Below are 16,585 nucleotides of genomic sequence, written 5' to 3' on the forward strand. Positions count from 1 at the left end.
CATCCCCGCGAAAGCGGGGATCCCGCTGCCTTGCGATAGCGGAGCAGCAGGAAGAAGCGGGATTCCCGCTTTGGCGGGAATGACGGATGTGGCTGATATGGTCATCATGTGAATTGCCCGCGCCCTTACCGGTAGGGCGCATCGGCGGCAAGGTTCGCCGCCAGCGCGCGCTCCCACTTGTCGCCATTGGCGAGGAGCTTGGCCTTGTCGTAGAGCAATTCCTCGCGGGTTTCGGTGGCGAACTCGAAGTTCGGTCCCTCGACGATGGCATCGACGGGGCACGCCTCCTGGCAGAGCCCGCAATAGATGCATTTGGTCATGTCGATGTCGTAGCGCGTGGTGCGGCGGCTGCCGTCCTCGCGCGGCTCGGCCTCGATGGTGATGGCGAGCGCCGGGCAGACCGCCTCGCACAATTTGCACGCTATGCAGCGCTCCTCGCCGTTCGGATAACGCCTGAGCGCATGCTCGCCGCGGAAGCGGGGGCTGATCGGATTCTTCTCGTGCGGATAGTTGATGGTCGCCTTGGGCTTGAAGAAATATCTCAAGGTCAAAGCGTGCGCCTTCACGAACTCCCAGAGGGTGAAGGATTTGATCCAGTGCGCGATCATGAGGCGGCTCCGGCCACATCGCGGCCCTGGTTGAGGGTGACGGTACGAGCGGCGCAGGACGGCATGTAGCGGCCGGCATTGTCCGCCGAGATGACCATGCCGGGCGCGGGACATTGCTCGCGGGTCAGCATCAGCCAGCCCGAGACGAGAAACACCCACAGGAGCGAGATGGGCAGGAAAATCTTCCAGCCAAGACGCATCAGCTGGTCGTAGCGGAAGCGCGGCACCGTCGCCTTCACCCAGCTGAAGATGAAGAAGAAGACGAATATCTTGAGGAAGAACCAGATGATGCCCGGCACCACGTAGAGCGGCCCCCAGTCGATGGGGGGCAGCCAGCCGCCCCAGAACAGGATCGCGTTCAGCGCGCACATCAGCAGGACGTTGGCATATTCGCCGAGCCAGTAGAGCGCGAAGCTCATCGAGCTATATTCGGTCTGGTACCCGGCGACGAGTTCGGACTCCGCCTCGGTGAGGTCGAAGGGCGTGCGCGCCGTCTCCGCCATGGCCGAGATGAGGAACACCACCGCCATCGGGAACAGCAAGGGATTGAAGCCGAACCCGTTGAGGAAAAAGACGTGAGCCCGCTGCGCTTCGATGATGCCGGTGAGGTTGAACGTCCCGGCCCACAGGATCACCGAGATGAGGATGAAGCCGATCGAGACTTCGTAGCTCACCATTTGCGCGGCGGCGCGCATCGCCGAGTAGAAGGGGTATTTGGAGTTGGACGACCATCCGGCGATGATCACGCCGTAGACCCCGAGCGACGAGGCGGCGAGGATGTAGAGAAGGCCGACATTGATGTCCGCCAGCACCATGTCCGGCCCGAACGGGATCACCGCCCAGGCGATCAGCGCCACCGTGAAGGTGATGATCGGCGCGAGGATGAACAGGCCCCGGTTCGCCGCCGAGGGGATGATCGTTTCCTGGAGGAAGACCTTCAATCCGTCGGCGAAGCTTTGCAGCAGACCGAACGGACCGACGACGTTGGGTCCGCGCCGCAGCGCCATCGCCGCCCAGATCTTGCGGTCGGCATAGATGATCATGGCCACCGCCAGCATCAACGGCAGCGCGATCATCAGGATGAGGATGAGCGTCGCCACGAACCAGCCGAAGCCGTAGCCGAGCGCGCCCTGGAACCATTCGGTCATTTCAACACTCCGTCACCCCGGCGAAGGCCGGGGTCTCGGGACACGATTGCGCCGGCGCCTGTTCCGGCATGGGACCTCGGCCTTCGCCGGGGTGACGAGATAATCCAACCCTCATTCCGCCGCCTCCGCGAAGCTTTGTCCGTGGAGAATCTCGGCCGAGCAGCGCTGGAGCGTGGGCGAGGAACGGGCGATCGGATTGGTGAGGTAGAAATCGTCGATCGGATGGACGATCCCGCCCGAAAGCTTGGGCGCTTTGCCGGGCGCGGGGAGCGGCTCGAACAGGGTGAGGCCGGCCGTCGTCAGATGCGGCTTCTCGGCTCCGATGGCGGCGCGGAGCTGCGGCAGGTTGTCGAACGGCAGCGTGTGTCCGAGCACCTGCGAAAGGGCACGCAGGATCGTCCAGTCCTCGCGAGCCTCGCCCGGCGGGTTCACCGCGGGTTCGGAGAGCTGCACTCGCCCTTCGGTGTTCACATAAGTGCCGTGCTTCTCGGAATAAGCGGCGGCGGGGAGGATCACGTCGGCGTGCCTGACGCCGGCATCGCCATGGCTGCCGATATAGACGGTGAAGGTGTCGGCGAAGGCGGAAAGGTCCATCTCGTCCGCGCCCAGCAGGAACAACGCCTTGAGCGTCCCTGCCCTTTCGCGAATAGCATCGACCCCGCCATTGGTGACGAAAGCGAGGTCGAGCGCGCCCACCCGCGATGCGGCCGTGTGCAAGACATTGAACGTCGCGCCCAGCGAAGCGCCGGCGGCGCGGGCGGCCTCGTAGACGCCGTCGTGCATCAACGCGCCCATGCCGACGATGACAGCCGGGTTCGCGGCGTCCTTGAAGCCTTCGGACACTTCCTTCGGCAGCTTGGAGAGCAAAGAAAGATCGTTGCCGAGCCAGGTGGCCGGATAGGTGAGGTCTACCTCCGGTCCGATGGCGAACACCTTGGCGCCAGCCTTGATCGCCTTGCGGATGCGCGTGTTGACTAAAGGCGCTTCCCAGCGCGGGTTTGAGCCGATGAGGAGGATGGCCTTCGCCTCCTCCAGCCCCGCGATGGTGGAATTGAGGCGGTAGGCGGTGGGGCTGGACACGTCGTAGAGCGCGCCGTCCTGCCGGCATTCGTGCAAGCTGGAGCCGTAGGCGCCGAGCAGCGCCCGCGTCGCATAAATGCTCTCAAGGTCTTGGAGATCGCCGGCGATGGCCGCGACCTGGTCGCCCTTCGCGCCCTTCAACTGCTTTGCAATGGCGGCGAACGCCTCCTCCCACGTCGCGGGCTGGAGCGTGCCGCCCGTGCGCACCCACGGCCGGTCGAGCCGGTTGCGGAGGAGGCCGTCCACGGCGTGGCGCGTCTTGTCGTGCGCCCATTCCTCGTTCACGTCCTCGTTGATCCGGGGCAGCGCCCGCATCACCTCGCGCATACGGGCATCGAGGCGGATGTTGGTGCCGACCGCGTCCATCACGTCGATCGCCGGAATCTTGCGAAGCTCCCACGGCCGCGCCTCGAAGCTGTAGGGCTTGGAGACGAGCGCGCCCACCGGGCAGAGATCGACGACGTTGCCCGAAAGCTCGCTGGTCAGCGTCCCTTCGAGATAGGAGGTGATCTCCTCATTCTCGCCGCGCCCGACGAGGCCGATCTCCTCGACTCCCGCCACTTCCTCGGCGAAGCGGACGCAGCGCGTGCACTGGATGCAGCGGGTCATGATCGTCTTGACCACGGGGCCCATATATTTCTCGGTCACGGCGCGCTTGTTCTCGGCGAAGCGCGAATGGCCGCGGCCATAGGCCATGGCCTGGTCCTGAAGGTCGCATTCGCCGCCTTGGTCGCAGATCGGGCAGTCGAGCGGGTGGTTGATGAGCAGGAACTCCATCACCCCCTCGCGCGCCTTCTTCACCATCGGCGACATGGTGGTGATTTCCTGGCCTTCGCTGGCCGGCAGCGCGCACGACGCCTGCGGCTTGGGCGGTCCCGGCTTCACCTCGACCAGGCACATGCGGCAATTGCCGGCGATGGTCAGCCGCTCATGATAGCAGAAACGCGGGATTTCCTTGCCGGCAAGCTCGCAAGCCTGGAGCACGGTAGCGCCCTGCGGAACCTCGATCTCGACGCCGTCTACCTTGACCTTAGGCATTGCGCTCGCCTTTTCGCTCCGGCGAGACGGCCGAATATTGAGCCTTGTTCAAGCGGTAGAGAATGGCTTCGGCAACGACCCCCCGCAGCGGCCCCGCCTCCAGCTTCACCTTCATCGTTGCCGGCACGCAAGCGGCGAAGCTATCGGCCATATTCTCCACCGCGGCCTGCTCCACATCAGAGCGCGGCATGGTATCCAGCAGGCGGACGGCGCTGGGCCAGTTCGACGCCGCGACGCAGACTCCGATGTCGTAAAGAATATAGGTTGCCCGGTTTGCGGCGGCGACAATTGCCGCGGAGGGTCGCGATTCGAAGTGATTCATCAAGCTAGGGTCCACAGCCGGTGCGGGAGAAGACTTCCACGCCGATGAGCGGTCGAGCATCGCTTCCGCCAGGACGCCGCGAAGCTGAACCCTGCTGAAGCTCAATCGCAGTCCGGTTTCGTTGATCTCGCGCATCATAGGTATCATGCATTTGCTGAGCAATTGTTCGTGATCGGCATAGGCTTCTTCCTGCGCGTCCGACGAAGGCAGGGTCGACAATATCTCCATTGTCGATCGCGGATTCCGCTCCGCCATGCAGTTCGCCAGAGATTCAAGCGTCTTCCACGACTTGTCGGCATCCAGCACTTTGGGATCGATCATATCGATGGGGCGCTGTTGGGCCATCGCGGTCGCCGTCCAGCAAAGCATGATCGCGGCCGCGGAGAGGCGGACGAACGATCTCGATAGAATAAGCTTTGGCTGCTGCTTCATTCCCCGGCTTCCTTGCCTGGGATGGTGACGGCCACGGTGGGGAGGCCCGCGCTCGCGCGGTAGAGCGCCTCGGCGAGCGCCAGACGGATATCCATCGGGACAATCCGGATCTGCTGGCCCTGCGGCAGGCAGTTGCTAAACCCTGGAGCCATTCTGCGCACGCGCTCATTCTCGCCCTTCGTGCCTAGCTGGGTATCCACCAGCAGGCTGCGCGCATCCGAATAATTGCTGGCGACGTAGCAATCGGCAAATTCATGAATCGAGCGGACCGACGCGGGTTTGGTCAGGCCCTGCGGCACGGGTGCTTGCGGCGCGGAGACGGGCTGCAACTTGTAGAGACCCTCCGCGACGACACCGCGGACTTGGGCGCGCACCACTGTCGCACTGACCATGTTGCGCATGCAGACGTTGCTGGCTTTGCGACGGATCAGCGCGTCAAACGCGCGCTTCTCCTCCGCCGAGTCGATCTTAGTCTGCATTAGGGCGATCGATTTCGCGCCCTTGGACTGCGCCAGGCAGCGGCCAAGCTCACGCATGAAGGACCAATATTGGTCTTCGGTGGCAGTGGTTGGGGCGTCCGAGAAACCCGAATAACCCGGCGCGAGCTGCGCCGAGGCCGCGCCGCCGACAACCAATGCGGCCGCCGCCAGCGCCGTCGGGATGCAAGAGAATTTCATTCGGCAGCCTCCTGCATCGACGCGAGGTCGACGCCGCGCGCCTCGACGATCCGCCGCTCCAGTTCCGGCCGGAAGTGGCGGATGAGGCCCTGGATGGGCCAGGCGGCGGCATCGCCCAGCGCGCAGATGGTGTGGCCTTCGACCTGCTTGGTGACGTCGAGCAACGTGTCGATCTCGCCGATATCGGCGTTTCCTTCGCGCAGGCGCTCCATGACGCGCCACATCCAGCCGGTGCCCTCGCGGCAGGGGGTGCACTGGCCGCAGCTCTCATGCTTGTAGAAATAGGAGATGCGGCTGATCGCGCGGACGATGTCGGTCGATTTGTCCATCACGATCACCGCCGCCGTGCCGAGGCCGGATTTGAGATCGCGGAGGCCATCGAAGTCCATCGGCGCGTCGATGATCTCGCGCGCGGGCACGAGCGGGACCGAGGAGCCGCCGGGGATCACCGCGAGGAGGTTGTCCCAGCCGCCCCTGATGCCGCCGCCATGCTTGTCGATCAGCTCGCGGAACGGGATCGACATGGCCTCTTCGACCACGCAGGGCGTGTTGACGTGGCCGGAGAGCTGGAACAGCTTCGTGCCGGCATTGTTCTCGCGGCCGAAGCCCTTGAACCAAGCGGCGCCGCGGCGCAGGATGGTCGGGACCGCGGCGATGCTCTCGACATTGTTGACCGTGGTCGGGCAGCCGTAGAGGCCGGCGCCGGCCGGGAACGGGGGCTTGAGGCGCGGCTTGCCCGGCTTGCCTTCGAGGCTCTCGAGCAAAGCGGTTTCCTCGCCGCAGATATAGGCGCCGGCGCCGCGATGGACGAAGACGTCGAAATCATAGCCCGATTTGGCGGCGTTCTTGCCGAGCAAGCCCTTGTCATAGGCCTGCTGGACGGCGGCGAAGAGGGTCTCGGCCTCGCGGATGAACTCGCCGCGAATGTAGATGTATGCGGCACGGGCGCGCATCGCGAAGCCAGCGATCAGCGCGCCCTCGATCAGCTTGTGCGGATCGTGGCGGATGATCTCGCGGTCCTTGCACGATCCGGGCTCGGATTCGTCGGCGTTGATGACCAGGAAATTGGGGCGGCCTTCGGCGGGCTCCTGGGGCATGAACGACCATTTGAGGCCGGTCGGGAAGCCGGCCCCGCCGCGGCCGCGCATGCCGGACGCCTTCATCTCCTCGATGATCGCATCCTGCCCGCGCGCCATCAGGCCCTTGGTGTCGTCCCAGTCGCCACGCTTCATCGCCGCGTCCAGGGTCCACGGCTGGTAGCCGTAGACGTTGGTGAAGATGCGGTCCTTGTCGGTGAGGGAGGTGATGGTCATGTCCGCACCCCGATATGAGCCGTCATCCCAGCGAAAGCTGGGATCTCATTGTTAAGGGGAAAGGAGATTCCAGCTTTCGCTGGAATGACGGGGAAAAGGTTCACGCCCATTCCCCCCGGTAATCGTGATTCTCGCTCGCCATTTCCTTCAGCGTCGTGGGTCCGGTGGCGGGGGCGCTGGTCTGGCGCTCGATCTGCGGGCCGGGCTTCGGCGTTTCCCCACGCGCGAGAGCTTCGAGAATGGCGGTCATGCTCTCGAAGGTCAGATCCTCGTAATTGTCGTCGTTGATCTGGACCATCGGCGCGTTGGCGCAGACGCCGAGACACTCGACCTCGGCCAGGGTGAACAGGCCGTCCTCGGTCGTGTGGCCCTTCTTCAGGCCCTTGGCATAGCAGGCCTCCAGTACGTCGTCGGACCCGCGCAACATGCAGGGCGTGGTGCCGCAGACCTGGACATGGTGGCGGCCGACCGGCGCCAGGTTGAACATGGTGTAGAAGGTCGCAACCTCGTAGGCGCGCATGTAGGGCATATCGAGATAGGCGGCGACATATTCGATCACCGGGACGGGGAGCCAGCCCTGAGTCTGCGTCTCCGCCCCGACCTGCCGTTGGGCGAGGTCGAACAAAGGAATGATCGCGCTATGCTGCCGCCCCGGCGGATAGCGGCCGACGACGACCTTCGCCTGCTTCTCATTCTCATCCGTCCACGCGAACCCGCCCCAGCGGGCGCGGATTTCGGCCGCGTTGAGGCCCGAATGACTATCAGTCATGAGCCTTCTCCACTTCCGCAATCTCGACTGAACTGATTTTTTGTCCCGAGAACTGCACTAATGTATACCATTCGCTCGGTCTTTGGCCCAAGCCGCAAACCCACCTCACGTTAACTTGGTATGCTGTAGACGGGGACTTAAAAGCGTGATTTACTGCGCACCCTTCGAGCCGCTTTAATTTTGCTGCGCCTTCCGGAGCTATCGGTTTGGTAAAGTCCTCCGGGTTGGGTGTCACACCCGATTGAACGGCCACAATGAAGCGCTCCACGATTGGCTGTAGGTGCGCCACACTAGGCAAGTCGGCTTGTCCGGAAACGGAAAGACCAATCATCGCAAGGAACGCGCTCATCGGTCGCACTCCCCGAAGACGATATCCATGGCGCCCAAGATGGCGGTGGTGTCGGCGAGCATGTGGCCGCGGCTCATGAAGTCCATCGCCTGGAGGTGGCTGAAGGCGGTGGGGCGGATCTTGACGCGATAGGGTTTGTTCGAGCCGTCCGAGACCAAATAGATGCCGAACTCGCCCTTGGGGCTCTCGGTCGCGACATAGACTTCGCCGGCCGGCACGTGGAAGCCCTCGGTGTAGAGCTTGAAGTGGTGGATGAGCGCTTCCATCGACTGCTTCATCTCGCCGCGCTTGGGCGGGACCACCTTGCGGTCCAAAGAGGCGATCGGGCCCTCGGGCATTTCGCTCAGGCACTGCTTGATGATGCGTGCGGACTGGCGCACTTCCTCGACGCGGACCATCATCCGGTCGTAGCAATCGCCCTTGGTGCCGACCGGAATCTCGAAGTCCATCCGGTCGTAGACGTCATAAGGTTGCGACTTGCGAATGTCCCAGGGAATGCCTGCGGCGCGGATCATCGGGCCGGAAAAGCCCCAGGCCAATGCGTCCGCCTTCGAGACCACGGCGATATCGACGTTGCGCTGCTTGAAGATACGGTTGTCGACCACCAGGCTCAGCGCATCCTCGAACAGGCCGAACAGCCGGTTGTCGATCCAGTCGGCGATGTCGGCGAGCAGTTTCAGCGGCACGTCCTGGTGGACGCCGCCGGGCCGGAAATAGGCGGCATGCATCCGCGCGCCCGACGCCCGCTCGAAGAAGTTCATGCAGTCTTCGCGCAGCTCGAACAGCCACAGGTTCGGCGTCATCGCGCCGACGTCCATGACGTGGCTGCCGATGTTGAGCAGGTGGTTCGAGATGCGGGTCAGCTCGGCGAAGAGCACGCGCAGATATTGCGCGCGGAGCGGCACCTCGAGGTCGAGCAATTTCTCGATCGCGAGGACGTAGCTATGCTCCTGGCAGAGCGGCGAGGCGTAATCGAGGCGGTCCATATAAGGGAGCGCCTGGAGGTAGGTCTTATATTCGCACAATTTCTCGGTGCCCCGGTGGAGCAGGCCGATATGGGGGTCCACGCGCTCGACGATTTCGCCGTCCAGTTCGAGCACGAGGCGGAGCACGCCGTGAGCTGCCGGGTGCTGCGGACCGAAGTTGATCGTGTAATTGGCGATCTCGGAAGCGGTCGCGCCTTCGGTGGCGACCTCTTCCTCGGTCCAGATGGCGGTGCGGGTGTCAGTCACGAGCAAAACTCCGTCATCCCGGCGGAAGCCGGGATCTCAGGACTAGAGGACACAGCGGGTCTCCACGAGACCCCGGCCTTCGCCGGGGTGACGAACTGCACGCTCATTTCTTCACCTCGGCGACCTTCTCGTCGGCCTTGACCGGGCTCGGCGCGCCGGCCTGCTGCGGCTGCACCTTCTCGTCACCGGGCAGGATATATTCCGCCCCTTCCCACGGGCTCATGAAGTCGAAATCGCGGAAATCCTGGGCGAGCTTGACCGGCTCGTACACCACCCGCTTCTGCTCCTCGGAATAACGCAGCTCGACATAGCCGGTGAGCGGGAAGTCCTTGCGCTGCGGATGTCCCCGAAAGCCGTAATCGGTGAGGATGCGGCGGAGATCCGGATTGCCGTCGAACAGGACGCCGTACATGTCGAAGACCTCCCGCTCCAGCCAGCCGGCGACAGGCCAGAGGCCGGTCACGGAAGGCACCGGCTTCTCCTCGTCGGTAGCGACACGGACGCGGATGCGATGATTCTTCGTCACCGACAGGAGGTGGTAGACCACGTCGAACCGCTCCGCGCGGCCGGGATAGTCGACGCCCGCTATCTCCATCAGCTGCTGATAGGCGAAATCGTCGCGCAAGGTGCGCATCACATCGACGATGCTCTCGCGACGGACGGTGATCGAGACTTCTCCGACCGCGTCCTTCGCATCGACGAAAGCCTCGCCGATCGCGGCCTTCACCGCGTCGATCACGCCTTCGATGGAGGCGATCCTGGGTGCCGGACTTGCCACGGGTCAGCGCTCGATCGTTCCGATGCGGCGGATTTTCCGCTGCAATTGCATGATGCCGTAGAGCAAGGCCTCGGCGGTCGGCGGACAGCCGGGGACGTAGATGTCGACCGGCACGATGCGGTCGCAGCCGCGCACGACCGAATAGCTGTAATGATAATAGCCGCCGCCATTGGCGCAGCTGCCCATCGAGATGACGTAGCGCGGCTCCGACATCTGGTCGTAGACGCGTCTGAGCGCCGGCGCCATTTTGTTGCACAGGGTGCCGGCGACAATCATCACGTCCGACTGGCGCGGGCTCGCGCGCGGCGCCGCCCCGAAACGCTCCAGATCGTAACGCGGCATGTTCACGTGGATCATCTCGACCGCGCAGCAGGCGAGGCCGAAGGTCATCCACCACAGCGACCCGGTACGGGCCCAGGTGAACAAATCCTCGGTCGAGGTGACCAGGAAACCCTTGTCCGAGACTTCGGACTGGAGGTCGCGGAAGAAGGCTTCGTCCGGCTGCTGGATATCGGACGGACGCGGATTTTCGTGACGCGGATCGAGGATCACTCCCATTCGAGCGCTCCCTTCTTCCAGGCATAAACGAGGCCGAGCGTGAGCTCGAAGAGGAAGATCATCATCGCCGCCCAACCGGCGACGCCGATCGCCCCCAGAGACACCGCCCAGGGGAAGAGGAAAGCGGCTTCGAGGTCGAAGACGATGAACAGGATGGCGACGAGGTAGAAGCGCACGTCGAACATCGAGCGGCTGTCCTCGAAAGCGGGAAAGCCGCATTCATATTCGGCCAGCTTGTCCGGATAGGGTTGGGCCGAACCGGTCAGCCGCGAAACGATCATCGGCAGCACGACGAACGCGGTCGACAAAGCGAGCGCCACGCCGAGGAACAACAGGATAGGCAGATAACCGGCGGCGACGGACGCCATCGAGACTCTCCAGGGGCTTGCGAGTTGCGGCGGCTTCTAGGACCGGGGCCGCGATGAGGCAAGGCTTGGCGGCGGTGAGAATCGTTCGCAGGACGCGGAGGCTTGGACTTCAAGGCCCAGCGTCATCCCTGCGTCACCCTGAACTCGTTTCAGGGTCCGACTTTCCGCCTTCTCGGCGGCTCAAAAATGGATGCTGAAACAAGTTCAGCATGACGGGGACGAACTAGGCGCGCAGAGCTTTGGCGACGAGCTTGTGGAGCCTCGAGTGGAGCTGGTCGTTGGCGGCGAGGAATTCGTCGCGTTCGATCATCCTGTCGCCGCCGCGGAAATCGGTGACGAAGCCGCCCGCCTCGCGGACCAGCAAGATGCCGGCGGCGACGTCCCATTCCTCCAGATTCTCTTCCCAGAAGCCGTCATAGCGGCCGGCGGCGACCCAGGCGAGATCGAGCGCGGCCGAGCCGAAGCGGCGGATGCCGGCGACTTCGGGCGCGACCGCGGCGAGGATGCGGTTGAAACGATCGATGTCGCCATGGCCCTTATAGGGGATGCCGGTGGCGATGAGCGCATCCGAGAGGTCGCGGCGCGCGGAAACGCGGAGGCGCCGCTCATTGTGCCAGGCGCCCCTGCCCTTCTCGGCCCAGAAGCTCTCGTCGGTGAGCGGCTGATAGACCAGGCCCTGCGTAATCTCGCCGGGGCCACCGCCGGGCTTCGGTTCCTGGACGGCGATGGAGATGGCGAAATGGGGGATGCCGTGGAGGAAATTCGACGTGCCGTCGATCGGATCGACGATCCAGCGAGGCTTGGCGGGATCGCCGGCGATGGCGCCGCCTTCCTCCATCAGGAAGCCCCAATCCGGGCGGGCATGGCGGAGTTCCTCCATCACCGTCTGCTCGGCATTCTTGTCGGCCATCGAGACGAAGTCGGCCGGGCCCTTGCGGCTGACCTGCAACTGCTCGACCTCGCCGAAATCGCGGCGGATGCGCGGCGCCGCCTTGCGCGCGGCGCGCTGCATGACGGTAATGAGGCCGCTGTGCGAAACCATTGGAACTCCGTTCGTGTCGAGCGCAGTCGAGACACCCTTTCGAGCGGAGGCGAGAAGAAGACCTCGGCTTCGCTCGGCAGCGCCCCTCGACTTCGCTCGGGGCGAACGGGTCTCTTCCCGCTCCTGGTTAGTCCGCCCTGCGGACGTAGGTCTGTTCGTAAACGTCGACGACGATCCGGGTTCCCGCGCCGATATGCGGCGGCACCATCACGCGGACGCCGTTTTCGAGGATCGCCGGCTTGTAGCTGGACGAAGCCGTCTGGCCCTTCACCACCGCGTCCGCCTCGACGATCAGCGCCTCGATCGTATCGGGGAGCTGCACCGAGATCGGGCGCTCGTCGTACAATTCCATCACCACATCCATGCCGTCCTGGAGGAAGGCCGCGGCGTCGCCGAGGAGGTCGGCGGGCAAGGTGATCTGCTCGTAATTTTCCTTGTCCATGAAGGTCAGGGCATCCCCGTCGCGAAACAGGAACTGGAAATCCTTCGTGTCGAGCCGGACGCGCTCGACCGTCTCGGCGGAGCGGAAGCGGACATTGTTCTTGCGGCCGTCGATGAGGTTCTTGAGCTCCACCTGCATATAGGCGCCGCCCTTGCCGGGCTGGGTGTGCTGGATCTTCACGGCGCGCCAGATGCCGCCTTCATATTCGATGATGTTGCCGGGACGAATGTCCACGCCGCTGATCTTCATGTCCGTCTCACAATTTTGAAAAGAGCCGGGCGCGCTGTAGCGGGAGGCTTCCACATATTCAATTGCCCGTCATTCCCTGCCGGCAAGCAGGGGATAAGGATTGATCGCGCTGCCTTCCCACCAGCCCTCGCCGGGCTCCATGCGGTGGATCGCGAAGTGGAGATGGGGGCCGTCGGGATTGGCGTTGCCGGTGCTGCCGACCCGGCCGATCGGGGTGCCGCGCCTGACCTGCTGCCCCTCCCGCAACCCGCGCGCATAATCATGCAGATGGGCGTAATAATATACCCAGCGCTGGTCGTCGGATCGGACATAGGCGGTGACGCCGCCGCCGCCGTCGCTGAAGAACAGCTTTTCGATCCGCCCCGGCGCCGCCGCGACGACCGGCGTGCCCCGATCCGCCATGATGTCGATCGCGTCATGCACTCTGGCGCCGCCGGCCCGTGCCTGCGTGAACGTATCGACGAGCTGGCCGGGCTTCACTCCCGCCACCGGAATGGCGAGGCCGGTGGGGCCGACGACGAGGCCTTCCGCGATCTCCACCTTGCCCGCGCCCTCGGTCTCGACCGTCGCCGTGTCGCCGGCCCCCTCCACGCCGCTATCGTCCCCCGCATTGCTGTAGGCGATGATCCAGAAGAGGCTGGTCACGAAGGCGACGATGATCGCGGTGGCGATATTGGTCGCCCAGAGCCTGAACCTCGTCAAGCCTGGAAGATCACCGGCATGCCGTCGCTCGCCATCTGGGAGACGCGGGCGGCGTCCCAGTTGGTGAGGCGGACGCAGCCGTGGCTCTGGGCGCGCTGGATCGTCTCGGGCGCGCTGGTGCCGTGGATGCCGTAATTCTCCTTGGAAAGATCGATCCAGACCACGCCGACCGGGCCGTTGGGGCCGGGCGGGAGCCGCTGCTCGGCCTCGTCGTCCGCCACGTCCCAGAACAGCTCGGGCTGAAAATGGAAGGGAGGATTGTAGGCGATGCTGGTAACCCGCCAATTGCCGAGCGGCAGCGGATCGCGCTCGCTCCCCATGGTAGCGGGGAATTGCGCGATCAGGCGGTCGCCTTCGCCATAGAGTCGCAGAACGCCGTCGGATTTGTCGACGATGATCCGCTCCGCCTCCGGCAGGTCGCCGCTGACGTTGAGGTCGCTCAGCATCCGCGCCGCTTCCGCCGGCACGTCGCCATAATCGCGCGAGCTCGGCAGGACATTCGGCAGCCGCAGCACCGTCCCGGCCTTGAGCGCCATGCGCGGATCGTTGAGCGCGACGATGGTTGCAGGCGTGGTATGGAATTTCTCCGCGATCTTCTCGAGCAGGTTGCGATAGCCGAGCCGCTCCATCCGGGCCTGGTCGGCGGGATCGTCGGGGATCGAGCCGACGAATGTACCGCTTGCGTCGCTCTCGTCGATGCGCAGGCGCCGCGTCGAAGGCGCGCGATCCTTGAGCAAGGCGGCGCGGGTGGGCGTGTCGAGCACGCCGGTCACATCCAGGCCGCGCGACGTCTGGAACCCTTTCACCGCTTCCTCGAACGACATGCCCTTCTTGCCGTCGATGACTCCGGGGGCGAAGCCGGCGCGATCGAGCAGGACCTGGGCGTGAAAGATGGTGCCGTCGATTTCGCCGGCCGGCTCCGACCGCGCCGGAGCCGGCGCATCCTGAGCGACGGCGGCGCCGGCGATCGCCGCGGCCGCGCCGACCAGAATAAGAGCGGCGATAATTTTGTGGTCACGCACGATTGCACTCCGGATACGGTTCGTAGGCATAACGTCGCAGCGGAAACTTCTATCCCTGCCGCGCAGTTGGAGGCCGCTACTCGTAAGAGGGGATGCTGAGCTGGACGGTTGGATCGCGGAGCAGGCGAAAGGCGGCCGCGGCGTCTGGTGCTGTTACAACAACCACATCGAGGCCCACGCCATTTACGACGCCCTGACTTTACGAGCGATGGTGGCGCAAGGCCTGCGCTAGCGCCGCAACACGTCCTCGAAAGCGGCGACTGCCGCGCCGGGTCCTTGCTCGTTGCCCCAGACCGCGCTGCACACCGCCAGGAAATCCGCGCCCGCTTCGACCAGCGCGCGACCGTTTGCCGGGCTGATGCCGCCGATCGCGACGCAGGGAATCTCGAACACGGTCGACCACCAACCCAGGATCGCGGGGTCGGGGCGATGGAGGGTTTCCTTGGTCGTCGTCGGGAAGAAGGCGCCGAAGGCGACATAATCCGCCCCCGCCTCGCCCGCTTCCATGGCGAGGTGTCGGCTGTCGTGGCAGGTCACGCCGATCTGGGCGGAGGGGCCGAGCAACGCGCGCGCCTCGCGCGGGTCGCCGTCGCCCTGCCCGAGATGGACCCCGTCGGCGCCGCACGCCTTGGCCAGGTCCATGCGGTCGTTGAGGATGAAGGCGACCTCGTGCGCGGCGCAGACCGGCATCAGCCTTTCCGCCGCGCGCAACACCTCCTCGTCGGAGGTATCTTTCAGGCGAAGCTGGAAGGCGGCGACCGGGCCGCCCTCGAGAACGGCCGCAAGCGTGTGGGCGAAATCCTCGTTTAAGGCGGGCGGCGAGATCAGATAGAGTTGGCAGGGCGCCCGACCGCCCACGCCGAAGCGGGCGGCGAATTCCGGGTCGAGGCCCAGATCGTCATCGTCCATCATATTTCCTTCTCAGCACCAAGCCGGCGCGCGCTCAAGCAAAGAAAGCGATCCGGCTTGCGGCCTGCGCCCTCCACGGTGGTGACGGGGCCAAATCCCGCGCCGCGCATCAGCCGTTCGACCTCCCCCGCCTCGAACAGCCGAAAGCCGAAGCGGTGGCCCGGCCATTTGCGGAGCTCGTCGGCCGGTTCGAAGCAGATAGCGAGAATACCGCCGGGCCGGACCACGCGGGCGACCTGCGCCATAACCGCCGCGGGATCGGCCCAGAAATAGATATTGTTGACGCTGCATGCCTTGTCGATCGACGCATCCGCCAGCGGCAGGCGTTCAGCGGACGTCGCGTACAAACTGAGACGATCGGACCTCCGGAATCGCCGCTTCGCGCGGGCGACCATGGCTTCGGATATATCGATGCCGACGATTTCGGCGCGGGTGATCGCCAGGGCGCTAGCGAGCAGGTCGCCGCCGCCAAAGCCGACCTCCAGCACGCGATCGCGCGGCTGGAGGTCGAGCTGCTCGAGCGTCAGCCGGTTCATGCTCCGGCCGATGCGGTTCAGCCACGGACCGAACAGCCACCGCCCCGCCCAGCCGCTGGGGCACGCAAACTGCCGGGCGAGGTAGCGACGGAGAAAGGCCAGCGTTACGCCTTCACCGTCGAGGCCTGATGGATTTCCTCGATCGCATCGCCCAGGGCGCGGTCGAACTCCTCGTCGCTCATGCCGGCGCGCAGGTCCGAGAGCAGGGCTCGCGAGAAGCTGGCGATCATGCCTTCATTCCTGGCGAGCTCGCGGCACGCCTCCTCGCGCGAAAAGCCACCGGAAAGCGCCACCACGCGCAGCACGCGCGGATGGTCGACCAGCGGCTTGAACAGGTTGGGTTCGGTCGGGATCGACAGTTTCAGCATCACCTTGTCGTCGCCCGGCATCGCGTCCAAGGCCTTGGTCAGCTCGTCGAGCAGGATGCCGTCGGCCTCGGCGCGCTCGGGGCTCTTGATGTTGACCTCGGGCTCGATGATCGGGATCAGCCCGGCGGCGAGAACCTGCCGCCCGACCTCGAACTGCTGGCGAACGATTGCGGCGATGCCCTCGCGATTGGCGAGGTTGATGACCGAGCGCTCCTTGGTGCCGAACACGCCGAGCCCCCTGGCGCGGCTGAGCAGCGCGTCGAGGTCCGGCATCGGCTTCATCAGCTGGACGCCGCTCCGCTCATCCTCCAGGCCCTTGTCGATCTTGATGAAGGGGACGACGCCCCTCGCCTTCAGCACCTCCGGCACCGGCTTGCCGTCCGCCTCGCCGTCCATCGTCCGCTCGAACAGGATCGCGCCGATGACCTTGTCGCCGGTGAAGGCGGGCGAGGTGATGATCCGCGTCCGCATCTCGTGGATGAGGCCGAACATCTCCTCCTCGCTACCCCACGCACCTTCCTCGACGCCATAACCCTTGAGCGCCTTGGGGGTGGAGCCGCCGCTCTGGTCGAGCGCGGCGATGAAGCCTTCGCCGTCCTTGATCTTGGCGGTCATGTCGGAGGTCTGCATCAAAATCTTCCTT

At 64.8% G+C, this 16,585-nt stretch carries 19 protein-coding genes; all 19 read right to left on the bottom strand.

What is annotated here, in order from left to right:
• Positions 1-125 precede the first annotated feature (125 nt).
• The gene (gene nuoI / locus ACFQRC_RS02425) at positions 126-608 is read right to left on the bottom strand and encodes an NADH-quinone oxidoreductase subunit NuoI (RefSeq protein ID WP_379957384.1); all 483 of its coding nucleotides are present in this window, start codon (positions 606-608) and stop codon (positions 126-128) included.
• A complete protein-coding gene (gene nuoH / locus ACFQRC_RS02430; RefSeq protein ID WP_379957386.1) occupies positions 605-1,756 on the bottom strand; it encodes an NADH-quinone oxidoreductase subunit NuoH in 1,152 nt (383 codons plus the stop codon). Before nuoH ends, nuoI begins: the two co-directional genes overlap by 4 nt.
• A 111-nt stretch (positions 1,757-1,867) precedes the next feature.
• A complete protein-coding gene (gene nuoG, locus ACFQRC_RS02435) occupies positions 1,868-3,874 on the bottom strand; it encodes an NADH-quinone oxidoreductase subunit NuoG (RefSeq protein ID WP_379957388.1) in 2,007 nt (668 codons plus the stop codon).
• Entirely contained in the window at positions 3,867-4,628 is a 762-nt protein-coding gene (locus ACFQRC_RS02440; RefSeq protein ID WP_379957390.1) for a hypothetical protein, read from the bottom strand. Before ACFQRC_RS02440 ends, nuoG begins: the two co-directional genes overlap by 8 nt.
• Entirely contained in the window at positions 4,625-5,305 is a 681-nt protein-coding gene (locus tag ACFQRC_RS02445) for a hypothetical protein (protein WP_379957392.1), read from the bottom strand. The genes ACFQRC_RS02440 and ACFQRC_RS02445 overlap by 4 nt, the downstream gene beginning before the upstream one ends.
• The gene (gene nuoF / locus ACFQRC_RS02450) at positions 5,302-6,618 is read right to left on the bottom strand and encodes an NADH-quinone oxidoreductase subunit NuoF (RefSeq protein ID WP_379957394.1); all 1,317 of its coding nucleotides are present in this window, start codon (positions 6,616-6,618) and stop codon (positions 5,302-5,304) included. Before nuoF ends, ACFQRC_RS02445 begins: the two co-directional genes overlap by 4 nt.
• Before the next feature lie 100 nt (positions 6,619-6,718).
• Positions 6,719-7,387, bottom strand: coding sequence for an NADH-quinone oxidoreductase subunit NuoE (nuoE, locus tag ACFQRC_RS02455; RefSeq protein ID WP_379957396.1), 669 nt, complete (start codon positions 7,385-7,387; stop codon positions 6,719-6,721).
• Positions 7,380-7,736 carry a hypothetical protein gene (locus tag ACFQRC_RS02460; RefSeq protein WP_379957398.1) on the bottom strand — a complete coding sequence of 119 codons (357 nt, stop codon included), beginning with the start codon at positions 7,734-7,736 and terminating at the stop codon, positions 7,380-7,382. The genes nuoE and ACFQRC_RS02460 overlap by 8 nt, the downstream gene beginning before the upstream one ends.
• Entirely contained in the window at positions 7,733-8,947 is a 1,215-nt protein-coding gene (locus ACFQRC_RS02465) for an NADH-quinone oxidoreductase subunit D (protein ID WP_379960381.1), read from the bottom strand. Before ACFQRC_RS02465 ends, ACFQRC_RS02460 begins: the two co-directional genes overlap by 4 nt.
• 124 nt (positions 8,948-9,071) lie before the next feature.
• A complete protein-coding gene (locus ACFQRC_RS02470; protein ID WP_379957400.1) occupies positions 9,072-9,746 on the bottom strand; it encodes an NADH-quinone oxidoreductase subunit C in 675 nt (224 codons plus the stop codon).
• A gap of 3 nt (positions 9,747-9,749) precedes the next feature.
• On the bottom strand, positions 9,750-10,304 hold the full coding sequence (locus ACFQRC_RS02475) for a NuoB/complex I 20 kDa subunit family protein (RefSeq protein ID WP_379957402.1): 555 nt from the start codon (positions 10,302-10,304) through the stop codon (positions 9,750-9,752).
• Positions 10,295-10,672, bottom strand: a complete 378-nt coding sequence (gene ndhC / locus ACFQRC_RS02480) for an NADH-quinone oxidoreductase subunit A (RefSeq protein WP_379957404.1) — start codon at positions 10,670-10,672, stop codon at positions 10,295-10,297. Before ndhC ends, ACFQRC_RS02475 begins: the two co-directional genes overlap by 10 nt.
• Before the next feature lie 223 nt (positions 10,673-10,895).
• Complete coding sequence (locus ACFQRC_RS02485; RefSeq protein WP_379957406.1) at positions 10,896-11,714, bottom strand: inositol monophosphatase family protein; 819 nt, start codon at positions 11,712-11,714, stop codon at positions 10,896-10,898.
• 127 nt (positions 11,715-11,841) lie between these two features.
• Positions 11,842-12,405 carry an elongation factor P gene (gene efp, locus ACFQRC_RS02490; RefSeq protein WP_379957408.1) on the bottom strand — a complete coding sequence of 188 codons (564 nt, stop codon included), beginning with the start codon at positions 12,403-12,405 and terminating at the stop codon, positions 11,842-11,844.
• 69 nt (positions 12,406-12,474) lie between these two features.
• Positions 12,475-13,107, bottom strand: a complete 633-nt coding sequence (locus ACFQRC_RS02495) for a M23 family metallopeptidase (protein WP_379957410.1) — start codon at positions 13,105-13,107, stop codon at positions 12,475-12,477.
• Positions 13,104-14,129 carry a L,D-transpeptidase family protein gene (locus ACFQRC_RS02500; protein ID WP_379957412.1) on the bottom strand — a complete coding sequence of 342 codons (1,026 nt, stop codon included), beginning with the start codon at positions 14,127-14,129 and terminating at the stop codon, positions 13,104-13,106. Before ACFQRC_RS02500 ends, ACFQRC_RS02495 begins: the two co-directional genes overlap by 4 nt.
• Before the next feature lie 228 nt (positions 14,130-14,357).
• On the bottom strand, positions 14,358-15,038 hold the full coding sequence (gene thiE / locus ACFQRC_RS02505; RefSeq protein WP_379957414.1) for a thiamine phosphate synthase: 681 nt from the start codon (positions 15,036-15,038) through the stop codon (positions 14,358-14,360).
• Positions 15,038-15,574, bottom strand: a complete 537-nt coding sequence (locus tag ACFQRC_RS02510; RefSeq protein WP_379957416.1) for a class I SAM-dependent methyltransferase — start codon at positions 15,572-15,574, stop codon at positions 15,038-15,040. The genes thiE and ACFQRC_RS02510 overlap by 1 nt, the downstream gene beginning before the upstream one ends.
• A 104-nt stretch (positions 15,575-15,678) precedes the next feature.
• Positions 15,679-16,572: a fructose bisphosphate aldolase gene (locus tag ACFQRC_RS02515; RefSeq protein WP_379957418.1), complete on the bottom strand. Its 894-nt coding sequence runs from the start codon at positions 16,570-16,572 to the stop codon at positions 15,679-15,681.
• Between the last annotated feature and the right edge of the window lie 13 nt (positions 16,573-16,585).

Source organism: Enterovirga sp. GCM10030262 (genome assembly GCF_042666435.1).
Classification (GTDB): domain Bacteria; phylum Pseudomonadota; class Alphaproteobacteria; order Sphingomonadales; family Sphingomonadaceae; genus Allosphingosinicella.